This window comes from Streptomyces graminofaciens, from assembly GCF_030294945.1.
GTDB classification, from domain to species: Bacteria; Actinomycetota; Actinomycetes; order Streptomycetales; family Streptomycetaceae; genus Streptomyces; species Streptomyces graminofaciens.
In genome coordinates, this window is record NZ_AP018448.1 from 8669876 (window position 1) to 8685819 (window position 15944).

A 15944-nucleotide genomic window follows, 5' to 3' on the forward strand; every position below is an offset into this window, starting at 1 on the left:
CACGGACACCAATCCGCCCCGACCACCGCTCCGAACGAGAAGGCATACGGCCCGCAGGGGGTGGGCCGCGCATCTTCTACGGGGGCTTACATGCGCAAGCAGGCAGTCATCGGCGTACTCACGATGGCGGTGGCGATCGGGACGGTCGGCGCGGTCGGGTCGGGGGCGTTCGGGGGATCGGCGTCAGGATCGTCGGGGACGACGGAGCTCTCGAGGGCTTCCGCCTCCTCCGCCTCCGCCTCCTCCGGCGCCGGCATCGAGTCCAAGGGCGGCGGTCTCGGTGGGGCGGCCGTTCCGGGCGGGCTGAAGGCCATCGGGCTCACGACGGACGGGAAGCGACTGGTCGTCTTCCGGGTGGACCGGCCCGGCGCCGCCCTCCCGCTCGGCAAGGTCGGCGGCCTCAAGGGCGACACCAGGCTCATCGGCATCGACTACCGCGTCCAGAACGGCAAGCTGTACGGCGTCGGCGACAAGGGCGGCATCTACACCCTCCGTGAGGTGGGCGCCAAGGCCACCAAGGTCTCGCAGCTCACCGTCGCCCTTCAGGGCGCCGCGTTCGGCGTCGACTTCAACCCCGCCGCCAACCGGCTCCGCGTCATCAGCGACACCGGGCAGAACCTCCGGCACAACCTCGACGACCCGCAGGGCGCCCCGGCCGCCGGGACCACCGCCGTCGACGGCACCCTCGCCAACCCGCCGGTGCCGCCCGCCACGACCGGCGCCACGGCCCAGGGTGTGACCGGGGCTGCGTACACCAACAACGACCTCGACACCGCGACGGCGACCACCCTCTTCGACCTGGACACCGCCCAGGACCAGATCGCCCTCCAGTCCCCGGCCAACGCCGGCAACCTCGCCCCCACCGGCAAGCTCGGCACCGACGCACCCCTCGGCTCCGGCTTCGACATCTACACGTCGAACCGTGGCGGGGCGAACGCCGGGTACGCGGTGACGGGCACGCGGACCTTCCGCGTCGACCTGCTGACGGGCAGGGCGACGTCGCTGGGGAGCTTCCCGCAGGGGAGGCAGGTGGGGGACCTGGCGATCCGGCTGCGACAGGGGTAGCCGACAGCGGGTCGAGAGAGGGCCGACAGGTGACATGTGACAGCTGACAGATATTGAAATCTGTCAGCTGTCATGCCATGGTGGTCTCATGACAATGCGATCCCGAACCCTCGGAACCGCCGGCCCCCAGGTCTCCACCCTCGGCCTCGGCTGCATGGGCATGTCCGCGTTGTACGGCGACACGGACCGGGCCGAGTCCGTCGCGACCATCCACGCGGCGCTGGAAGCGGGCGTGACACTGCTCGACACCGGCGACTTCTACGGCATGGGACACAACGAGCTGCTGATCGGCGAGGCCCTGCGCGCCGCCCCCGCCGCCCGCCGCGAACAGGCGCTGACCAGTGTCAAGTTCGGGGCGCTGCGCGGCCCGGACGGCGAGTGGACCGGCTACGACGGGCGGCCCGCGGCGGTGAAGAACTTCGTCGCGTACTCGCTCCAGCGCCTCGGCACGGACCACATCGACGTCTACCGGATCGCGCGCGTCGACCCCGACGTACCGATCGAGGAGACCGTCGGCGCGATCGCCGAACTCGTCGAGAAGGGGTATGTCCGGCACATCGGTCTGAGCGAGGTCGGCGCCGAGACGATCCGGCGGGCCGCCGCCACCGCTCCGATCGTCGACCTCCAGATCGAGTACTCGCTGATCTCGCGCGGCATCGAGGCCGAGATCCTGTCGACCACGCGTGAGCTGGGCATCGCGATCACGGCGTACGGGGTCCTCTCCCGGGGGCTGATCAGCGGCCACTTCACCCGGGGCCGGCAGCTGGCGGCGGGCGACTTCCGCGCGTTCTCGCCCCGCTTCCAGGGGGACAACCTCCGGCACAACCTGGACCTGGTCGAGGCGCTGCGGAAGATCGCCGAGCAGAAGGGGGTGTCGGTGGCCCAGATCGCGATCGCCTGGGTGCTCTCCCGGGGCGAGGACATCGTGCCGCTGATCGGCGCCCGCAGCCGCGAGCGGCTGACGGAGGCGCTCGGCGCGCTGGACGTGACCCTGGACGCCGGTGACCTGGCCGCGATCGAGGAGGCCGTCCCGGTCGGGTCGGCGGCGGGCGAGCGCTACCCGGCGGCGGCGATGGCCCACCTCGACAGCGAGCGCTGATCCTTCCGCCGGGTACGGTTCCCCTCATGGCACCGACCTCCGAGACCCTGACCCCCGAGCGCATCCTCGAGGCGACCGAGGAGGTGCTGCGCCGCCACGGCCCGGCCAAGGCCACCGTGGTCGACGTGGCCCGCGCGCTCGGGGTCAGTCACGGCAGCGTGTACCGCCACTTCCGTACGAAGGCGGCGCTGCGGGAGGCGGTGACCAAGCGGTGGCTGGACCGGGCGACGGCGACGTTGACCGTCATCGCCGAGGAGGACCGGGACGCGGAGTCCCGGCTCCGCGACTGGCTGGCCGCCCTGTTCGCCGCCAAGCGCAGCAAGGCGGGCGACGACCCCGAGCTGTTCGCCACCTACCAGGTGCTGACCGGGGATCACGGCGACGCCGTCGCCGTCCACATCGACGAGCTGACCGGGCAGCTGGCCCGGATCATCGAGTCCGGCGTCGACAGCGGCACGTTCACCACCACCGACCCCGCGACCGCTGCCCGCGCCGTCTTCCACGCCACCGGCCGCTTCCACGACCCCGGGTACGCCCGCGCCTGGGAGAAGCCGGGGGTCATGGACGACTTCACGGCCGTCGTGGACCTCGTGGTGCGGGGGTTGCGGGCGGACTGAGTCCGGCTGTCATCGGCTACTCACGCGCTCGGGGCCCCTCACGCCACGCAGAACTCGTTGCCCTCCGGGTCCAGCATCACCCACCAGTGCCCGGCCGGGCCCTGGTTCACCTCGCGGAGGCGGGTGGCGCCCAGGGTTTCCAGGCGGGCGACCAGGTCGTCCCGGCCGTCCGGTTCGGCGTGGACGTCGATGTGGAGGCGGTTCTTCACCGTCTTCGGTTCCGGGACGTCCTGGAAGAGGAGGCGGCGACCGGCGCCGATGCCGGTGAAGGCGTCGTACGGGTCCTCGGGATGCCGTACGGCGGCCAGGCCGCGGAAGGCGCGGCGGCCGTCGTGTTCGGTGACCGCGGCCTCGGGGAGGTCGCCGGAGGAGAGCAGCTGAGCGATCAGGCGGCTCTGGTCCTCCACCTCGTAACCCAGCGCGGCGGCCCAGAAGTCGGCCAGCGTCTGCGCGTCCGTCGTGTCGATGACCAGTTTCCAGTGCAGTGGGGCAGTCATGTAACCGGTTATATTGGTTACATGGCTTCTTCGTCCATGGCATCGGCCGGATCCGGATCCGGCGTGTCGCCGGGTGCCGGCATCGTCCTGCGCTCCCACATCGGCACCCGCTATCGCTTCGACGCGGGCGCCCTCTCCCTCGAAGTGCTCACCACCGGTGGTCCCGGCGACCTCGCCCGGCACGAGGCGCTGCGCACGCCGGACGACCTGGTCGCCTGGGCGGAGCGCTCCCGGCTCACCCCCACCCCCGCGCTCGACATCACGGACGACGATGTGGCCGACGCCCGGCGGCTGCGCGACGCGCTCTTCCGTACGGTCGTGACGCGCGTACGGGGTGACGGCCTGCCCGGCCTGGATGTCTCCGCCGCCGGCCCGGCCGACCTCGACGTCATCAACCGGGCCGCCGCCCGGCCCCCGCTGGCCCCCGCCCTCGGCCCCGACGGCACCCGGCACTGGGCCCCGGAGACGGCCACCGGCGCACAACTCCTGTCCACCACCGCCCGGGACGCCGTCGACCTCCTCACCGGGCCGTACGCCGACCGGATCCGGATGTGCTCCGGCGAGCGCTGCTATCTCGTCTTCGCCGACACCTCGCGCCCCGGCCGCCGCCGCTGGTGCTCGATGGAGAACTGCGGCAACCGCCACAAGGTGCGCGCCCACCGCGCTCGCGGCAACGGCGCGTAGAGGGAGGCCGGTTCGCGGCGCGCCGTCACGCCGACGGGTCCACCGTCGCCTGATGGGCCTCGGCGAGGTGTTCCTCCGCCTTCAGCCACGGCAGGAACTGCGCGCCCTTGCGCCAGCCGCAGGTGTCGCATCTGATCGTGCGCTGTATGCCGGTGCGCCGCACCCGCACGGTGTGTTCGCGCCCGTGCTGGTCCCAGCGACTCACCTTGCTCGTGTCCAACTGCGGCATGACGCCTCCGGAAGACGGGTCTCGTTTCGTCGTTCAGGAGTGTGCAGCATGACCGATGCCAACGGGGTTGCACCCTCGGGATGTTGGTGTTCCAGCCGATGACTCTCGGTAGCCGCAGGATCGGCCCGATCGTCAGCGCCACGCCCGCCAGCAGCACGTCGTCAGCGCCACGCCCGCCAGCAGCACGGCCCGGTCCGGCTCCGGCCACCCCCGGCCGACGGCGAGCGCGAGCGCGCCCAGCCCTGACTCCCCGGCCGGACGAAGAGGCTGCACGCGATCGCCCTGGACCGGGAGCAGCGCCGCGTACTGGCCGAGACCCTGACGGACGCGGTGCTCGTGCCCGAGGTCGGGCAGTTCGCCCCGGCCGCCCGGGTGGGCTTCCAGGTGCACTTCGTCGAGCGTGAGCCCGACATGATGGCCATCGGGGGCCAGTTGCTCGCCGACGCCGAACAGGGCCTGGACGTGATGGTGATCGACGTGGCGGTCATGGACGGCGACTGGCGTCAGGAGGTACGGACCGAGGCCGTCGAACGCCTCCCGGCGGCCCTGGCCGACGCCTGCGGCCTAGGGCCTGTCGTCAAATTCCCGCCTGCCGCGCGACGCCATGCACACACTCTCACCGCACCGGACACAGACCCACGTACTACCAGTACGAGGGCCTGCGCCCGGCACGCCGAGAGCACGCTCCCCCACTCTCGGCTCCGCTCGAGCGGGAGGTACCCCCACGCCGCCGCGCGGCCCGCCCTCCGGGCGGACGACGGGAATTTGACGACAGGCCCTAGCAGCCCCGTCGCCGGCCTGGTGGGTCAACTTCCGCGTCATCGACGAGGGCAGTTGGGGATCGAGCGGCGGAGTCCTGTCCGTCCTCTCCCTCCTCGACAGCGGCGTGTTCACCGAGGAGAAGGCGAAGGCCGTCCGCGCCGCGCTCTCCCGGGGGCGGGGCCCGTCGTGACGGACGCCGCCGCCCTGGATCCGGTGGCCGGAGTTCCCTCGGTCCCCGGCCGCTGAACAGCCCCTGGCGGCCGCCCCTGCTCAGCTGCTGATCGCCCCCGCCACGATCGCCCGAAGCTGCTCCGCCGTGCTGTCGAGCGGCTCGGCGCTGCGCTTGGCTCGGCACAGGGCCACCGTGCCCTCGACGGCCGCGACGACGAGCGTCGCCAGCTGGGCCGCCTGCCCCGCCTCGGCGCCGTGCGCCCGCAGTGAGGCGGCGAGCAGGGACTCCCACTCCTCGAACACCTCGGCCGCGGCCACCAGCGCGGGCGGGGCCTCGTCGTCCGGGGGCTCCTCGATGGCGACCGCGAGCACCGGGCAGCCCGCGTGGAAGTCGCTGTCGACGACGATCTTCCGCCACAGGGCGAGGAACGCCATCAGCCCCGCGACCGGGCCTTCCTCCAACTCCGTGCGCAGCCTGCGGGCCACCCACCCGCCCGTGAACCGCACGGCCTCCGTGGCCAGTTGCTGCTTGCCGTCGGGGAAGTAGTGGTACGTCGAGCCCAGCGGCGCCTTGGCGTGCTTGGCCATCTCCCGAATGCTCGTGGCGCTCAGTCCCCGCCGACTGATCATGTCGGCGGCCCCGGCCACGATCCGCTCACGGGACGGCGTGCTGTTGCTACGGCTCACCTGTGCGCTTCCCCTCTCGCCTCTTGGTCATGACGGCCGTCATAGTCTAACGTGGCCCTGCCTGTAACGATCGTTATAGATCATCGGGAGACCCGGAAAACTCAGGAGCAGCAGCCATGCCGATGATCCGGCTGACCGCCCCGACCGGTGCCCTCACCGAAGAGGGCCGTACGACCGTTCAGCGCGACCTCGCCGCCGTACCCGAGAAGCACCTCAAGCCCGTCTTCGTACGACAAACCCCGTGAACATGAACGGCACCCCGCTCGCGCCCGAACCCACGAGCACCGGCCCGGACATGGAACTGGAGCACCGGCGCGCGGCCATCGCGGCCCTCGGGCACGAACTCCGGACCCTGGTCGACGCCACCGTCCGCACCGAGGCCGCGCCGGACACCCTGCACGGCGTGGCCGCCGGCGTCCGTGGGCTCGTCGCCCGGCTGACCGGCCGCCGCCGGACGCGCGCGGAGATCCCGGACGTGGACGAGTTCCCCGGCGGGACACGCATGAACAGCCCGGTCACCGGCACCGGCAGCCCTGTCGCACCACCCCTGCGCGTGACCCCGTCGGACGACGACGGCGTCGTCGGCCGGTGCGTCCTCGGCATCGCCCACGAGGGCCCGCCCGGCTACGGCCACGGCGGCTTCAGCGCCATGCTCCTCGACGAACTGATGGGCTGGGCCTGCGCCGCCGAGGGCACCCCCGCCATGACGGTGTCACTCCAGCTGGGCTACCGGGGACCCGTACCGCTGGAAACCCCCCTCCTCGTACGGGCCGGGGTCACCGCCCGCGAGAACCGCACGCTCCACGTGACGGGCTCGATCGCGACGGAGGCGGATCCCACCAGACCCCTGGTGACGGGGGAGGCGGTCTTCGTCACCCCGAACCCGGACCACGCCCGCAACCTCTTCCCGGGCATGTGAGGGCGGGGGCCGCTGACGGGAGAGGCGGGCCTACGCGTCCGCCCGCACCCCCGCCGCCTCCTTGACCTCCGGCGACTCCAGCCGCTCCGCCGCCCGCTCCGCCGTCCCGCGCGCCCACGGCCCGGTCGTCAGCGCGCCCAGCACCAGTACCGCGAACCCGCACCCGGCGACGATCCACCACGCGGGCCGGGCCGCGGGGAGGAACGACTCGGCGTACGAGGACGAGCCGATGCCCGCCGACAGCACCGCGCCGATCACCGCGACGCCGAGCGTCTGGCCGAACTGGCGGCTGGTGGAGGCGACCGCGGCCGCGACACCCGCCTGGGACCGTGGCATCCCGGACACCGCGGTGTTGGTGATGGGCGCGTTGACGAAACCGAAGCCCAGCCCGAACAGCACATAGCCGAGGAAGAGGGTCACGTTCGAGGTCTCGCCCTCGAAGGCGGCGAACAGCACCCCGGACGCCGTCATCGCGATCCCGGCGACCAGCAGCGGCAGCCGCGGCCCCCGGCTGCCGACCAGCCGTCCCGCCACCGGCGCGCAGACGAAGCACAGGAACGCCATCGGCAGCATCCACACACCGGCGTGGAGCGCGTCCAGGCCGCGTACGTTCTGCAGATACAGCGTCGACAGGAACAGGAAGCCGCCGAGTGCCGCGAACGCGCTGACCGCGATCACCGTCGCCCCGCTGAACGGCACCGAGCGGAAGAAACGCAGGTCGATGAGGGGTTCATCGCGCCGGGGCTCGTACCACAGCAGACCGAGGAAGGCGCCGAGCGCGATACCGGCGAAGACGGCCGTCGAGGCGACCGGCGCGGTGGGCGCCTCGATGATCGTGTACGTCAGGGAGCCGAACAGCGCCATCACCAGCACCTGGCCGACCGGGTCGGGGCGGCGGGCCTTCGGGGCGCGGGACTCGGGGACGTACCGCCAGGTGGCCAGCAGGGCGACCAGGCCCACCGGGAGGTTGATCCAGAAGATCGAGCGCCAGCCGACCGACTCGACGAGCAGCCCGCCGATCAGCGGACCGGCGGCCATGGAGATGCCGACCACCGCGCCCCACGCGCCGATCGCCCGGGCGCGCTCGCGCGGGTCGGTGAAGGTGTTGGTGATGATCGACATGGCGACCGGGTTCAGCATCGAGCCGCCGACCGCCTGGACCATGCGGAAGACGATCAGCAGCTCCAGATTCGGGGCGAGCGAGCACAGCACCGAGCCGATCGTGAAGACGACCAGGCCCGCCATGAAGACCTTCCGGCGGCCGATCCGGTCGGCCGTGGAGCCCGCGAGCATCAGCAGTGAGGCCAGCACGAGGGTGTAGGCGTCGATGGTCCACTGCATACCGGCGGTGTCGGCGTGGAGTTCCTCCCGCATGGAGGGGAGGGCGACATTGAGGACGGTGACGTCGAGGCTCACGATCAGCAGGCTCATGCAGCAGATCGCTAGGACGAGCCGGCGTCGTCGGTGGCTGAGCTCGGGCATGCATGAATAGTACGCCTAACTAATGAATTTCGCCGCACCTCGTCCGGTACGTGAGAATGGAGCAATGTCCACGCCCGTGTCCCCCTTGCGGATCGGCCCGCACGCCGTCCAGCCGCCCGTCGTCCTGGCCCCCATGGCCGGGATCACCAACGCGCCCTTCCGTACGCTGTGCCGAGAGTTCAGCGCGGGCAAGGGCCTGTTCGTGAGCGAGATGATCACGACCCGGGCGCTGGTCGAGCGCAATGAGAAGACCATGCAGCTGATCCGCTTCGACGCGACCGAGAAGCCGCGCTCGATCCAGCTGTACGGCGTGGACCCGGCGACCGTCGGCAAGGCCGTCCGCATGATCGCGGAGGAGGGCCTCGCCGACCACATCGACCTGAACTTCGGCTGCCCGGTCCCGAAGGTGACGCGGAAGGGCGGAGGCTCCGCCCTCCCGTTCAAGCGCAACCTGCTGCGCGCGATCCTGCGCGAGGCGGTGTCCGGCGCCGGCGACCTGCCCGTGACGATGAAGATGCGCAAGGGCATCGACGACGACCACATCACCTACCTCGACGCCGGCCGTATCGCCGTCGAGGAGGGCGTCACGGCCATCGCCCTGCATGGCCGCACCGCCGCCCAGCACTACGGCGGCACGGCCGACTGGGACGCCATCGCCCGCCTCAAGGAGCACGTCCCGGAGATCCCCGTCCTCGGCAACGGCGACATCTGGTCGGCTCAGGATGCGCTGCGGATGGTGCGGGAGACGGGCTGCGACGGAGTCGTCGTGGGCCGTGGCTGCCTGGGCCGGCCCTGGCTGTTCGCGGACCTGGTCGCCGCGTTCGAGGGCCGGAACGAGGACATCGCCCGCCCCGCCCTCCGCGAGGTCGCCGACATCATGGTCCGCCATGCCACGCTCCTCGGCGAGTGGATCGGCGACGAGTCCAAGGGCGTCGTCGACTTCCGCAAGCACGTGGCCTGGTACCTGAAGGGCTTCGCGGTCGGCAGCGAGATGCGCAAGCGTCTCGCCATCACGTCCTCCCTGGAGGAACTCCGATCCGGGCTCGACGAGTTGGACCTCGACCAGCCCTGGCCGACCGGCGCCGACGGCCCGCGCGGCCGTACCTCCGGCAACAACCGTGTCGTCCTGCCCGACGGCTGGCTCAAGGACCCGTACGACTGCGCGGGTGTGAGCGAGGACGCCGAACTGGACACGTCCGGAGGGTAGTTGACCCGTTCGGGCCGCTTCGGTGCGTGTCCGGTCGGCGTTCCGGTCGTTGTACGGCCGGTTTCCGACATCTGGGAATGGGTGTGGAAATGTCCGGGTAGCGCCACCCGGTGTGCGGAGCGAATGAGACCCCCTGCAAGGCGCCGAGCAAGTCGCCGGACAAGTCACCCAAGACGTACGTGCCGAAGGAGTACGTACCGAAGGAGTACGTACCGAAGGAGTACGTACCGAAGGAGTACGTACCGAAGACGAATGCGCCGAAGACCCATGTGAAGAGGCCGCCGAGGAAGCCCCCGGCGCGAAAGCCGGACAGACCGCCGGAGCGGCCCGGCGTCCGCTACTCCTACCCCTCCCCGTACACCAGCCCCTCCTCCTACGTCGCCCACTGCGCGCACTACGTCTCGTACGTCGTCACCGTCCTGGACCGCCTGGTCCCGGCCGGCACCAAGTGCGCCCTCATCGACGCGCCGCTGCACTCCAACGTCGGCGACAGCGCGATCTGGCTCGGCCAGCGGGCCCTGCTCGGCGCGCTCGGCGCGAACGTCCGCTACGCCTGCGACCTGATGTCGTACGACGCCGGGCAACTCGCCGCCTGCCTGCCCGAGGGCCCGATCCTGCTCGGGGGCGGCGGCCGCATCGGCGACCTGTGGCCGGACAACCAGGAACTGCGCGAGCAGGTGATGCGGGACTTCCCGAACCGCCGGATCGTGCAGCTCCCCCAGTCCATCCACTTCACCAAGCACAGGAACCTGACCCGGGCCCGCCGGGTCTTCGACGCCCACCCCGATCTGACACTGCTGCTGCGCGACCGGCACAGCCTGCACCGGGCCCGTACGGTCTTCGAGGCGCCCTCGCTGCTCGCCCCCGACCTGGCGTTCGCGGTGCCACCGGGGGCGCTGGCGAGCGCCGCGGTCACCCATGACGTGGTCTGGCTGGCGAGAGAGGACAAGGAGTCGGCGAAGGGCCCACCGGCGCGGCGGGGCCCGGCACGAGAGCCCTCGGGCGGCCCGTACGTCTTCGACTGGATCCGCGAGGGCGGCGACGAGAGCTGGCGCCAGGCCAAGGAGGCGCTGTGGCGCAACCGCGCCCGCGCCCTGTGCCGGGCCTCCTCCGGCGACCCGACGGGTGCCATGCCCTCCCTCATCGCCGCGTACGACGGCCTCGCCCGCCTCCAACTGGCGCGCGGCTGCCGCCTGCTGACGGCGGGCAGAGTGGCCGTGACCGACCGCCTCCACGGCCACGTCCTCTGCCTGCTGCTGGACCTGCCCCACGTCGTGGTGGCCGACCGCTACGGCAAGACCCGCAACTACTGGGAAACCTGGACGGCCCACCGCCCCACGACCACAGCCACCTGGGCATGGACGGAGGGGGAGGCGAGGCGGGAGGCGGACCGACTGCTGGAGACAACCACCTGAAACGCCGGTGAGGGGAGCGCCCTTCACGGGGCGCGGGGAACTGCGCGACCGGCCACAACGGACCCGCAGTCTCCCCACGACCGCACCCGGCAGTGCCCCTACGCCCCGCCCACAGCCGTGAGCAACGCCAAGGGCGCCGCGGCAGAGCGAGCCTCCCGAGTTAAGGGGCGCGGGGAACTTCGCGACCGGCCACAACGGACCCGCAGTCTCCCCACGACCGCACCCGCCAATACCCCTACGCCCCGCCTACAGCCGTGAGCAACGCCAAGGGCGCCGCCGCAGAGCGAGCCTCCCGCACACACGCGTGCGGATACGGCACAGGCTCCGCGTGCGCCCCTCGCCCATACCCCGCGATGACCTCGGGCAGCCGATTGCCGGAGGCCACCGCCGCGTCGACCAGCGCCCCGGCGACCGCGCGTGCCTCGTCGTGCAGCCCGTACCGCGCCAACCCCAGCGTGATCAGCGCGTTGTCGTGCGGCCAGACCGACCCCCGGTGGTACGACAGCGGGTGGTACGCCGGCTGCCCGGAGGCCAGCGTGCGCACCCCCCACCCGGAGAAGAAGTCGGGTTCGAGGAGCCGCCGGCCGACGACCTCGCCGTACTCCTTGTCGAGCAGCCCCGACCACAGCAGATGCCCCGCGTCGGAGGCGAGCGCGTCGATCTGGCGGCCCTCGCAGTCCAGCGCCAGCGCGGGGAACGCCGCCTCGGGCATCCAGAAGTCCCGCTGGAAACGGTCGCGGAGGTCACCGGCGGCCTGTTCCAGCAGCGCGGCGTACGTCTCGTCCTCCCACACCGTCCGCGCGATCCCGGCCGTGCGGCGCAGCGCGTCGTACGCGTAGCCCTGCGCGCCCGCCGCCATCACCGGGCCGGTGGCCGGGCGGCTGCCGTCGGCGGAGCAGATCGCGCCGGGGGAGTCCTTCCAGTTCTGGTTGGACAGGCCGCCCTGGTCGGCGCGGTAGACGAGATAGCCGCGCGAGGTGAGGCCGCCGTGGTCCAGCATCCAGCCGATCGCCGCCCGGGCGTGCGGTTCGAGGCGCCGGGCCAGGGCCACATCGCCGGTGTGCTCGACGTACGCGCCGAGCAGGACGAGGAAGAGCGGGGTCGCGTCCACCGAGCCGTAGTAACGCCCGTACGGCACCTGCCCGAAGTGGGCCAGTTCGCCGTGGCGCACCTCGTGCACGATCTTGCCGGGCTGCGCGACGGCCTCCAGGCCCACCTCGGTCGCCTGGGCGGCGGCCAGCGCGAGGAGGGTGGCGGCGGCCGGTTCCGGGCGGTAGGGGAGGGCGAAGAGGGAGGTCAGCAGGGCGTCGCGACCGAGGAGGGTGAGGAACCAGGGCGCTCCGGCGGCCGGTACGCGCAGGACCTCGCCGTCGAGGCCGGTCGCCGGGACCTGGAGCGCGGCGAGGTCGGTGAGGCCCCGGGCGCAGGCGGCGGCCAACTCCGGCCAGCCGGTCGGGAAGGCGACGCCCTCCACGAAGTCGCCCTCCAGCGCGAGGAGTTGCTCGCGCACGGCGGCCGGGTCGCGCGGCACCCGCAGGGCCCGCCTGTCGCCGTGCGGCCGGGCCATCACCCGCAGGATCAGCTCCACCGAGCCGTGCGGTTCGAGGTCGAGGGCCCAGACGAGCCGCCGCGCGCCCGTCCCCGTCTCCTCCACGGAGTCCGGCGCGGGCTCGGCCGTGACGGTCGTACAGGACCGCCATTCGCCGCGCCGGTAGGTGAACTCCACCCCGTCGTCGAGGACTTCGCGCCTTCTGACGGCGCCGGCCTTGGCGTACGTACGGAAGTCGGAGCGCAGCTCGAACTGGTCGGTGAAGTCGGCGTCCGCGGTGACCGCGATCCGGACCGTGGCCGGCACCGGGCGGTTGCTGGTGACGCGCAGCGACTCGACGAACGCCCCGTCGGAGACGGCCTGTTCACGGAAGAGCGTGTACGCGGGCGGTTCCTGGCGCCCGCCGCGCGGTACGAGCACACAGCGCGCGGTGTCCCCGTCCACGACCGGGGTGAGCGTCTCGGGCACGGCGCCGTCGACGGTGAGCTGCCAGCGGCTCAGATGCCGGGCGTCGCGGACGAACAACCCGTCGGGAGAGCCGCTGCCCCGCACTCCGCTGATGTCGCCGCCGTCGCCCACGGCGGCGAACGTCCCCCCGTGTACGAGCAGATGATGCCGGTCCGTCATCCCCGGTCCCCTCCCTTGACGCCCCTGTCGAACATGGTCTGGTTGGTGCGGTGATCGTCCTGGTGGAGCAGGTCGAGCGTGAGCGCGGCGGTCCAGCCGAAGCCGAGCGCTCCGCAGGCCTCTCCGGTGTACGGGTCCACGTACTCGGCGAACCCGGACTCGCCCGCGGTCGTCAGGAACGCGGCCCGCAGCGCGTCGGCCCGCCCCGTCTCGCCGTGCAGCCTGAGCCCGCGCTCCAGCAGCCAGTTCGTGTTGAACCAGGCGGGCCCGCGCCAGTACCGGTGCGGATCGAAGGCCTCACCGGTCAGGTCGTACGAAGGCGCGAGCCGGGTGCTGTCGCCGAGCCCGAAACGGGGCCCGTGGGCCGTCCGGACGAGCGCGGCGACGATGGCGCGGGGCAGGCCGGGCAGCAGCAGGGGCAGCAGCCCGGAGACACTGCGCTCGGGCACCAGCTCGTCCCCGATCACATCGCGGCAGAAGAACATCCCCTCCGCCGGGTCCCACAGCCGCTCCACCAGGGCCGCCGTCAGCCGCTCGGCGCGCGCGTGCCGGGCCGTGTCCGTGGCGCCCAGTTCCTTCGCGATCCGGGCGAGCGCGTGTTCGGAGGCGATGAGCAGCGCGTTGAAGGCGGGGTCCTCGACGCCGAACTCGCCGTGCCCGGCCCTGTTTCCCCCGCCCGCCCGGTCCCTGTACCCCCCGCCCGCCCGGTCCCTGTACCCCCCGCCCGCCCGGTCCCTGTACCCCCCGTCCCGGTAGTCGGTCGCCAGCCGCACATACCGCCCGTAGTCCAGATCCGTCGGCCGGTCCTCGGCCGCCCCGTGGTCGAGGTCGGCGCGGCGGAAGGAGCGGGCCGGAGCCGGGGTGATCCGGGCGAGCGGGGCGTCCCACGTGGGGCTGTTGTCCATGCCCTGCTCCCAGGGGTGGACCACGGAGGCGAGCCCGCCGCCGCCGAGGTCACGGCGGTGCAGCAGATAGCGGTGCCAGGCGGCCAGCCGCGGGTACACCCGGGACAGGAAGCCACGCGCCCGGGACAGCCCCGGGTCGGAGCGGTGCACCAGCCACGCCGCCAGCGCGTGCACCGGCGGCTGCACGATGCCCGAGGTCTGCGTGGTGAGCGGGGCGCCCGCGGCGCGTCCCGCGGTCGAGGAGCGCCAGAAGTCGGGGCTCGGGAAGTAGGCGTCGAGCGGCACGGAGGGGTTGAACACGATGTGCGGGATCCGGCCGTCGCCCCACTGCGCGTCCAGCAGCGTCTCCAGCTCGGTCTGCGCCCGCAGCGGTGACAGATGCCGCAGCCCGATCGCGATGAACGCCGAGTCCCACGACCACTGGTGCGGATACAGGCCACGCGAGGGAACCGTCGACGTCCCCGTCCAGTTCGCCTCCAGCACGTCTGCGGCCCGGCGGTGCAGCGATCCGGCCAGGGCGGACGGATCGTATACATCGACGTCGCGAGGCGCGCTCGGGCCTGGTCGAAGGGCGGTGAGCTGGGTTGTGCGGTCCACGCAGGGCTCCCTGAGGACAAGGTGCCGACCGGTTCGGCAGTAGCTACCGTAGGGTTACGTCTATTTAACACGCAAAACCCAGGATGTAATGCAGAGTTGGTGAACGCAAGGGGGTGCGCGGCAATGAACGCCGCGTTACCGCGTGCCGTCGGGCGGCGCGGGGGTCGTCGGCGCGGGTGGATGATCGGGTGAGTGATCGCACGAGGGGAAGGTCCGTGAAGGTGGGCAGTCACGCCGGTGCCGGAGATCTGCTGGAGCTGGTCCGCAGCGGCCGGGCCACCACTCGGGGCGCGCTCCAGCAGGCCACGGGCCTGTCCAGGGCCACGGTCGGCCAGCGCCTGGACCGGCTGTTCCGGGCGGGCTGGCTGCGCGAGGGCGCGGGCGGCCCGGTGGACTCCCCGCTCGGCGGTCGCCCCTCCATCACGCTGGAGTTCGACGACGAACACGCGGTCGTCCTCACCGCCGACCTCGACACCCGCCACGCCCGCGCCGCCGTCCTCTCCCTCACGGGTGAGATCCAGGCCGAGCACTCCGGCACCCTCGTCATCGAGGACGGCCCCGACGCCGTACTGGACGGCCTCGGTCGGTGGTTCGCGGAGCTGCTGGAGAAGGCGGGCCGTACGGCGGACGCGGTGTGCGGCATCGGCCTCGCGGTGCCCGGCCCGGTGGACTCCGACACGGGCCGTGTCGTCCAGCCGCCGATCATGCCCGGCTGGGACGGCTACGACATAAGAGGCCGCCTGTCCCGCGCCTTCACCGAGCACGCGGGCGCCCCGGCCGGCGTCCCGGTCCTCGTCGACAACGACGCCAACCTCATGGCGTACGGCGAACAGAGCGCGGGCTACCCGGACTGCTCGGCCTTCGTCCTGATCAAGGTGTCAACGGGCATAGGCGCGGGTGTGGTCGTCGACGGCGCCATATACCGGGGCATCGACGGCGGCGCGGGCGACATCGGCCACATCCGGGTGCCGCAGGGCGCGGACACGCTGTGCCGCTGCGGCTCGTACGGCTGTCTGGCGGCGGTCGCGAGCGGCGGCGCCGTCGCCCGGAGCCTGGCGGAGTCGGGCGTTCCGGCGGCCTCGGGCTCAGATGTGCGCGATCTGCTGACCGCCGGGCACCCGGCGGCGACGGCGCTGGCGCGGGAGGCGGGCCGGTGCGTGGGGGACGTGCTGGCGACGGTGGTGACGCTGTTGAACCCCGGGGTCCTGATGATCGCCGGGGATCTGGCCGGGACCCCCTTCCTCACGGGCGTACGGGAACTGCTCTACCAGCGGGCGCTGCCCCGCTCCACGGCCCACCTGGACGTGGTGACCTCGCGGCTGGGAGAGCGTGCGGGCCTGGTCGGGGCGGGTGCGCTGGTCGTCGAGCACCTCTACGCGCCGGAGCGGGCGGAGGAGCGCCTGGCGGCGCTGGGCGTGTGAGCGGGGGCGCG

Annotated in this window: 15 protein-coding genes and 1 pseudogene; 9 read left to right on the top strand and 7 right to left on the bottom strand. The window is 72.4% G+C overall.

The window, feature by feature from the left end:
* Nucleotides 1–90 precede the first annotated feature (90 nt).
* The 3 genes from SGFS_RS38125 to SGFS_RS38135 all read left to right on the top strand — a co-directional run bounded on the left by SGFS_RS38125 (nt 91) and on the right by SGFS_RS38135 (nt 2781).
* A complete protein-coding gene (locus tag SGFS_RS38125; protein WP_286256751.1) occupies nt 91–1065 on the top strand; it encodes a DUF4394 domain-containing protein in 975 nt (324 codons plus the stop codon).
* Between the two features lie 88 nt (nt 1066–1153).
* Nucleotides 1154–2164, top strand: coding sequence for an aldo/keto reductase (locus SGFS_RS38130; RefSeq protein WP_286256753.1), 1011 nt, complete (start codon nt 1154–1156; stop codon nt 2162–2164).
* A 26-nt stretch (nt 2165–2190) separates the two neighbouring features.
* Nucleotides 2191–2781, top strand: a complete 591-nt coding sequence (locus tag SGFS_RS38135) for a TetR family transcriptional regulator (RefSeq protein WP_286256754.1) — start codon at nt 2191–2193, stop codon at nt 2779–2781.
* A 38-nt stretch (nt 2782–2819) separates the two neighbouring features.
* On the opposite strand, the gene SGFS_RS38140 is transcribed toward SGFS_RS38135, so the two are convergent.
* The gene (locus tag SGFS_RS38140; protein WP_286256755.1) at nt 2820–3278 is read right to left on the bottom strand and encodes a VOC family protein; all 459 of its coding nucleotides are present in this window, start codon (nt 3276–3278) and stop codon (nt 2820–2822) included.
* 21 nt (nt 3279–3299) lie between these two features.
* Here SGFS_RS38140 and SGFS_RS38145 point away from each other — a divergent pair, with 21 nt between their 5' ends.
* Nucleotides 3300–3962: a CGNR zinc finger domain-containing protein gene (locus SGFS_RS38145; RefSeq protein WP_286256756.1), complete on the top strand. Its 663-nt coding sequence runs from the start codon at nt 3300–3302 to the stop codon at nt 3960–3962.
* A 25-nt stretch (nt 3963–3987) separates the two neighbouring features.
* Here SGFS_RS38145 and SGFS_RS38150 read toward each other — a convergent pair whose 3' ends face one another.
* The 3 genes from SGFS_RS38150 to SGFS_RS38160 all read right to left on the bottom strand — a co-directional run bounded on the left by SGFS_RS38150 (nt 3988) and on the right by SGFS_RS38160 (nt 5811).
* Nucleotides 3988–4191 (bottom strand): hypothetical protein, encoded by a 204-nt coding sequence (locus SGFS_RS38150; RefSeq protein ID WP_286256757.1) that lies wholly within the window; start codon nt 4189–4191, stop codon nt 3988–3990.
* Nucleotides 4192–4323: 132 nt separating this feature from the next.
* Nucleotides 4324–4581: a hypothetical protein gene (locus tag SGFS_RS38155; protein WP_286256758.1), complete on the bottom strand. Its 258-nt coding sequence runs from the start codon at nt 4579–4581 to the stop codon at nt 4324–4326.
* A gap of 642 nt (nt 4582–5223) precedes the next feature.
* The gene (locus SGFS_RS38160; protein WP_286256759.1) at nt 5224–5811 is read right to left on the bottom strand and encodes a TetR/AcrR family transcriptional regulator; all 588 of its coding nucleotides are present in this window, start codon (nt 5809–5811) and stop codon (nt 5224–5226) included.
* Between the two features lie 116 nt (nt 5812–5927).
* On the opposite strand from SGFS_RS38160, the pseudogene SGFS_RS38165 reads away from it, so the two are divergent.
* A pseudogene (locus SGFS_RS38165) lies at nt 5928–6011 on the top strand (tautomerase family protein); the annotation flags it as partial.
* Between the two features lie 47 nt (nt 6012–6058).
* Entirely contained in the window at nt 6059–6730 is a 672-nt protein-coding gene (locus tag SGFS_RS38170) for a PaaI family thioesterase (RefSeq protein ID WP_286260271.1), read from the top strand.
* A 30-nt stretch (nt 6731–6760) separates the two neighbouring features.
* Here the strand turns inward: SGFS_RS38170 and SGFS_RS38175 are convergent, their stop codons facing one another.
* Nucleotides 6761–8212: an MFS transporter gene (locus tag SGFS_RS38175; protein WP_286256760.1), complete on the bottom strand. Its 1452-nt coding sequence runs from the start codon at nt 8210–8212 to the stop codon at nt 6761–6763.
* A gap of 64 nt (nt 8213–8276) precedes the next feature.
* Between SGFS_RS38175 and dusB the strand changes: the two genes are divergently transcribed.
* Both dusB and SGFS_RS38185 read left to right on the top strand, forming a co-directional pair.
* Nucleotides 8277–9419, top strand: a complete 1143-nt coding sequence (gene dusB, locus SGFS_RS38180; RefSeq protein ID WP_286256761.1) for a tRNA dihydrouridine synthase DusB — start codon at nt 8277–8279, stop codon at nt 9417–9419.
* A gap of 110 nt (nt 9420–9529) precedes the next feature.
* Nucleotides 9530–10834 carry a polysaccharide pyruvyl transferase family protein gene (locus SGFS_RS38185; protein WP_286256762.1) on the top strand — a complete coding sequence of 435 codons (1305 nt, stop codon included), beginning with the start codon at nt 9530–9532 and terminating at the stop codon, nt 10832–10834.
* 235 nt (nt 10835–11069) lie between these two features.
* Here the strand turns inward: SGFS_RS38185 and SGFS_RS38190 are convergent, their stop codons facing one another.
* Nucleotides 11070–13010, bottom strand: coding sequence for an amylo-alpha-1,6-glucosidase (locus SGFS_RS38190; protein ID WP_286256763.1), 1941 nt, complete (start codon nt 13008–13010; stop codon nt 11070–11072).
* Nucleotides 13007–14512 (bottom strand): MGH1-like glycoside hydrolase domain-containing protein, encoded by a 1506-nt coding sequence (locus SGFS_RS38195; protein ID WP_286256764.1) that lies wholly within the window; start codon nt 14510–14512, stop codon nt 13007–13009. The genes SGFS_RS38190 and SGFS_RS38195 overlap by 4 nt, the downstream gene beginning before the upstream one ends.
* Nucleotides 14513–14733: 221 nt before the next feature.
* Between SGFS_RS38195 and SGFS_RS38200 the strand changes: the two genes are divergently transcribed.
* Complete coding sequence (locus tag SGFS_RS38200) at nt 14734–15933, top strand: ROK family protein (protein ID WP_286260272.1); 1200 nt, start codon at nt 14734–14736, stop codon at nt 15931–15933.
* Nucleotides 15934–15944: the final 11 nt, after the last annotated feature.

What these genes read in the sequence shown, in the direction of transcription:
- dusB (WP_286256761.1), top strand. Translation starts at nt 8,277, where the DNA reads ATGTCCACGCCCGTGTCCCCCTTGCGGATCGGCCCGCACGCCGTCCAG.
- SGFS_RS38170 (WP_286260271.1), top strand. Translation starts at nt 6,059, where the DNA reads ATGAACGGCACCCCGCTCGCGCCCGAACCCACGAGCACCGGCCCGGAC.
- SGFS_RS38130 (WP_286256753.1), top strand. Translation starts at nt 1,154, where the DNA reads ATGACAATGCGATCCCGAACCCTCGGAACCGCCGGCCCCCAGGTCTCC.
- SGFS_RS38140 (WP_286256755.1), bottom strand. Translation starts at nt 3,278, where the DNA reads ATGACTGCCCCACTGCACTGGAAACTGGTCATCGACACGACGGACGCG.
- SGFS_RS38145 (WP_286256756.1), top strand. Translation starts at nt 3,300, where the DNA reads ATGGCTTCTTCGTCCATGGCATCGGCCGGATCCGGATCCGGCGTGTCG.
- SGFS_RS38150 (WP_286256757.1), bottom strand. Translation starts at nt 4,191, where the DNA reads ATGCCGCAGTTGGACACGAGCAAGGTGAGTCGCTGGGACCAGCACGGG.
- SGFS_RS38135 (WP_286256754.1), top strand. Translation starts at nt 2,191, where the DNA reads ATGGCACCGACCTCCGAGACCCTGACCCCCGAGCGCATCCTCGAGGCG.
- SGFS_RS38175 (WP_286256760.1), bottom strand. Translation starts at nt 8,212, where the DNA reads ATGCCCGAGCTCAGCCACCGACGACGCCGGCTCGTCCTAGCGATCTGC.
- SGFS_RS38125 (WP_286256751.1), top strand. Translation starts at nt 91, where the DNA reads ATGCGCAAGCAGGCAGTCATCGGCGTACTCACGATGGCGGTGGCGATC.
- SGFS_RS38190 (WP_286256763.1), bottom strand. Translation starts at nt 13,010, where the DNA reads ATGACGGACCGGCATCATCTGCTCGTACACGGGGGGACGTTCGCCGCC.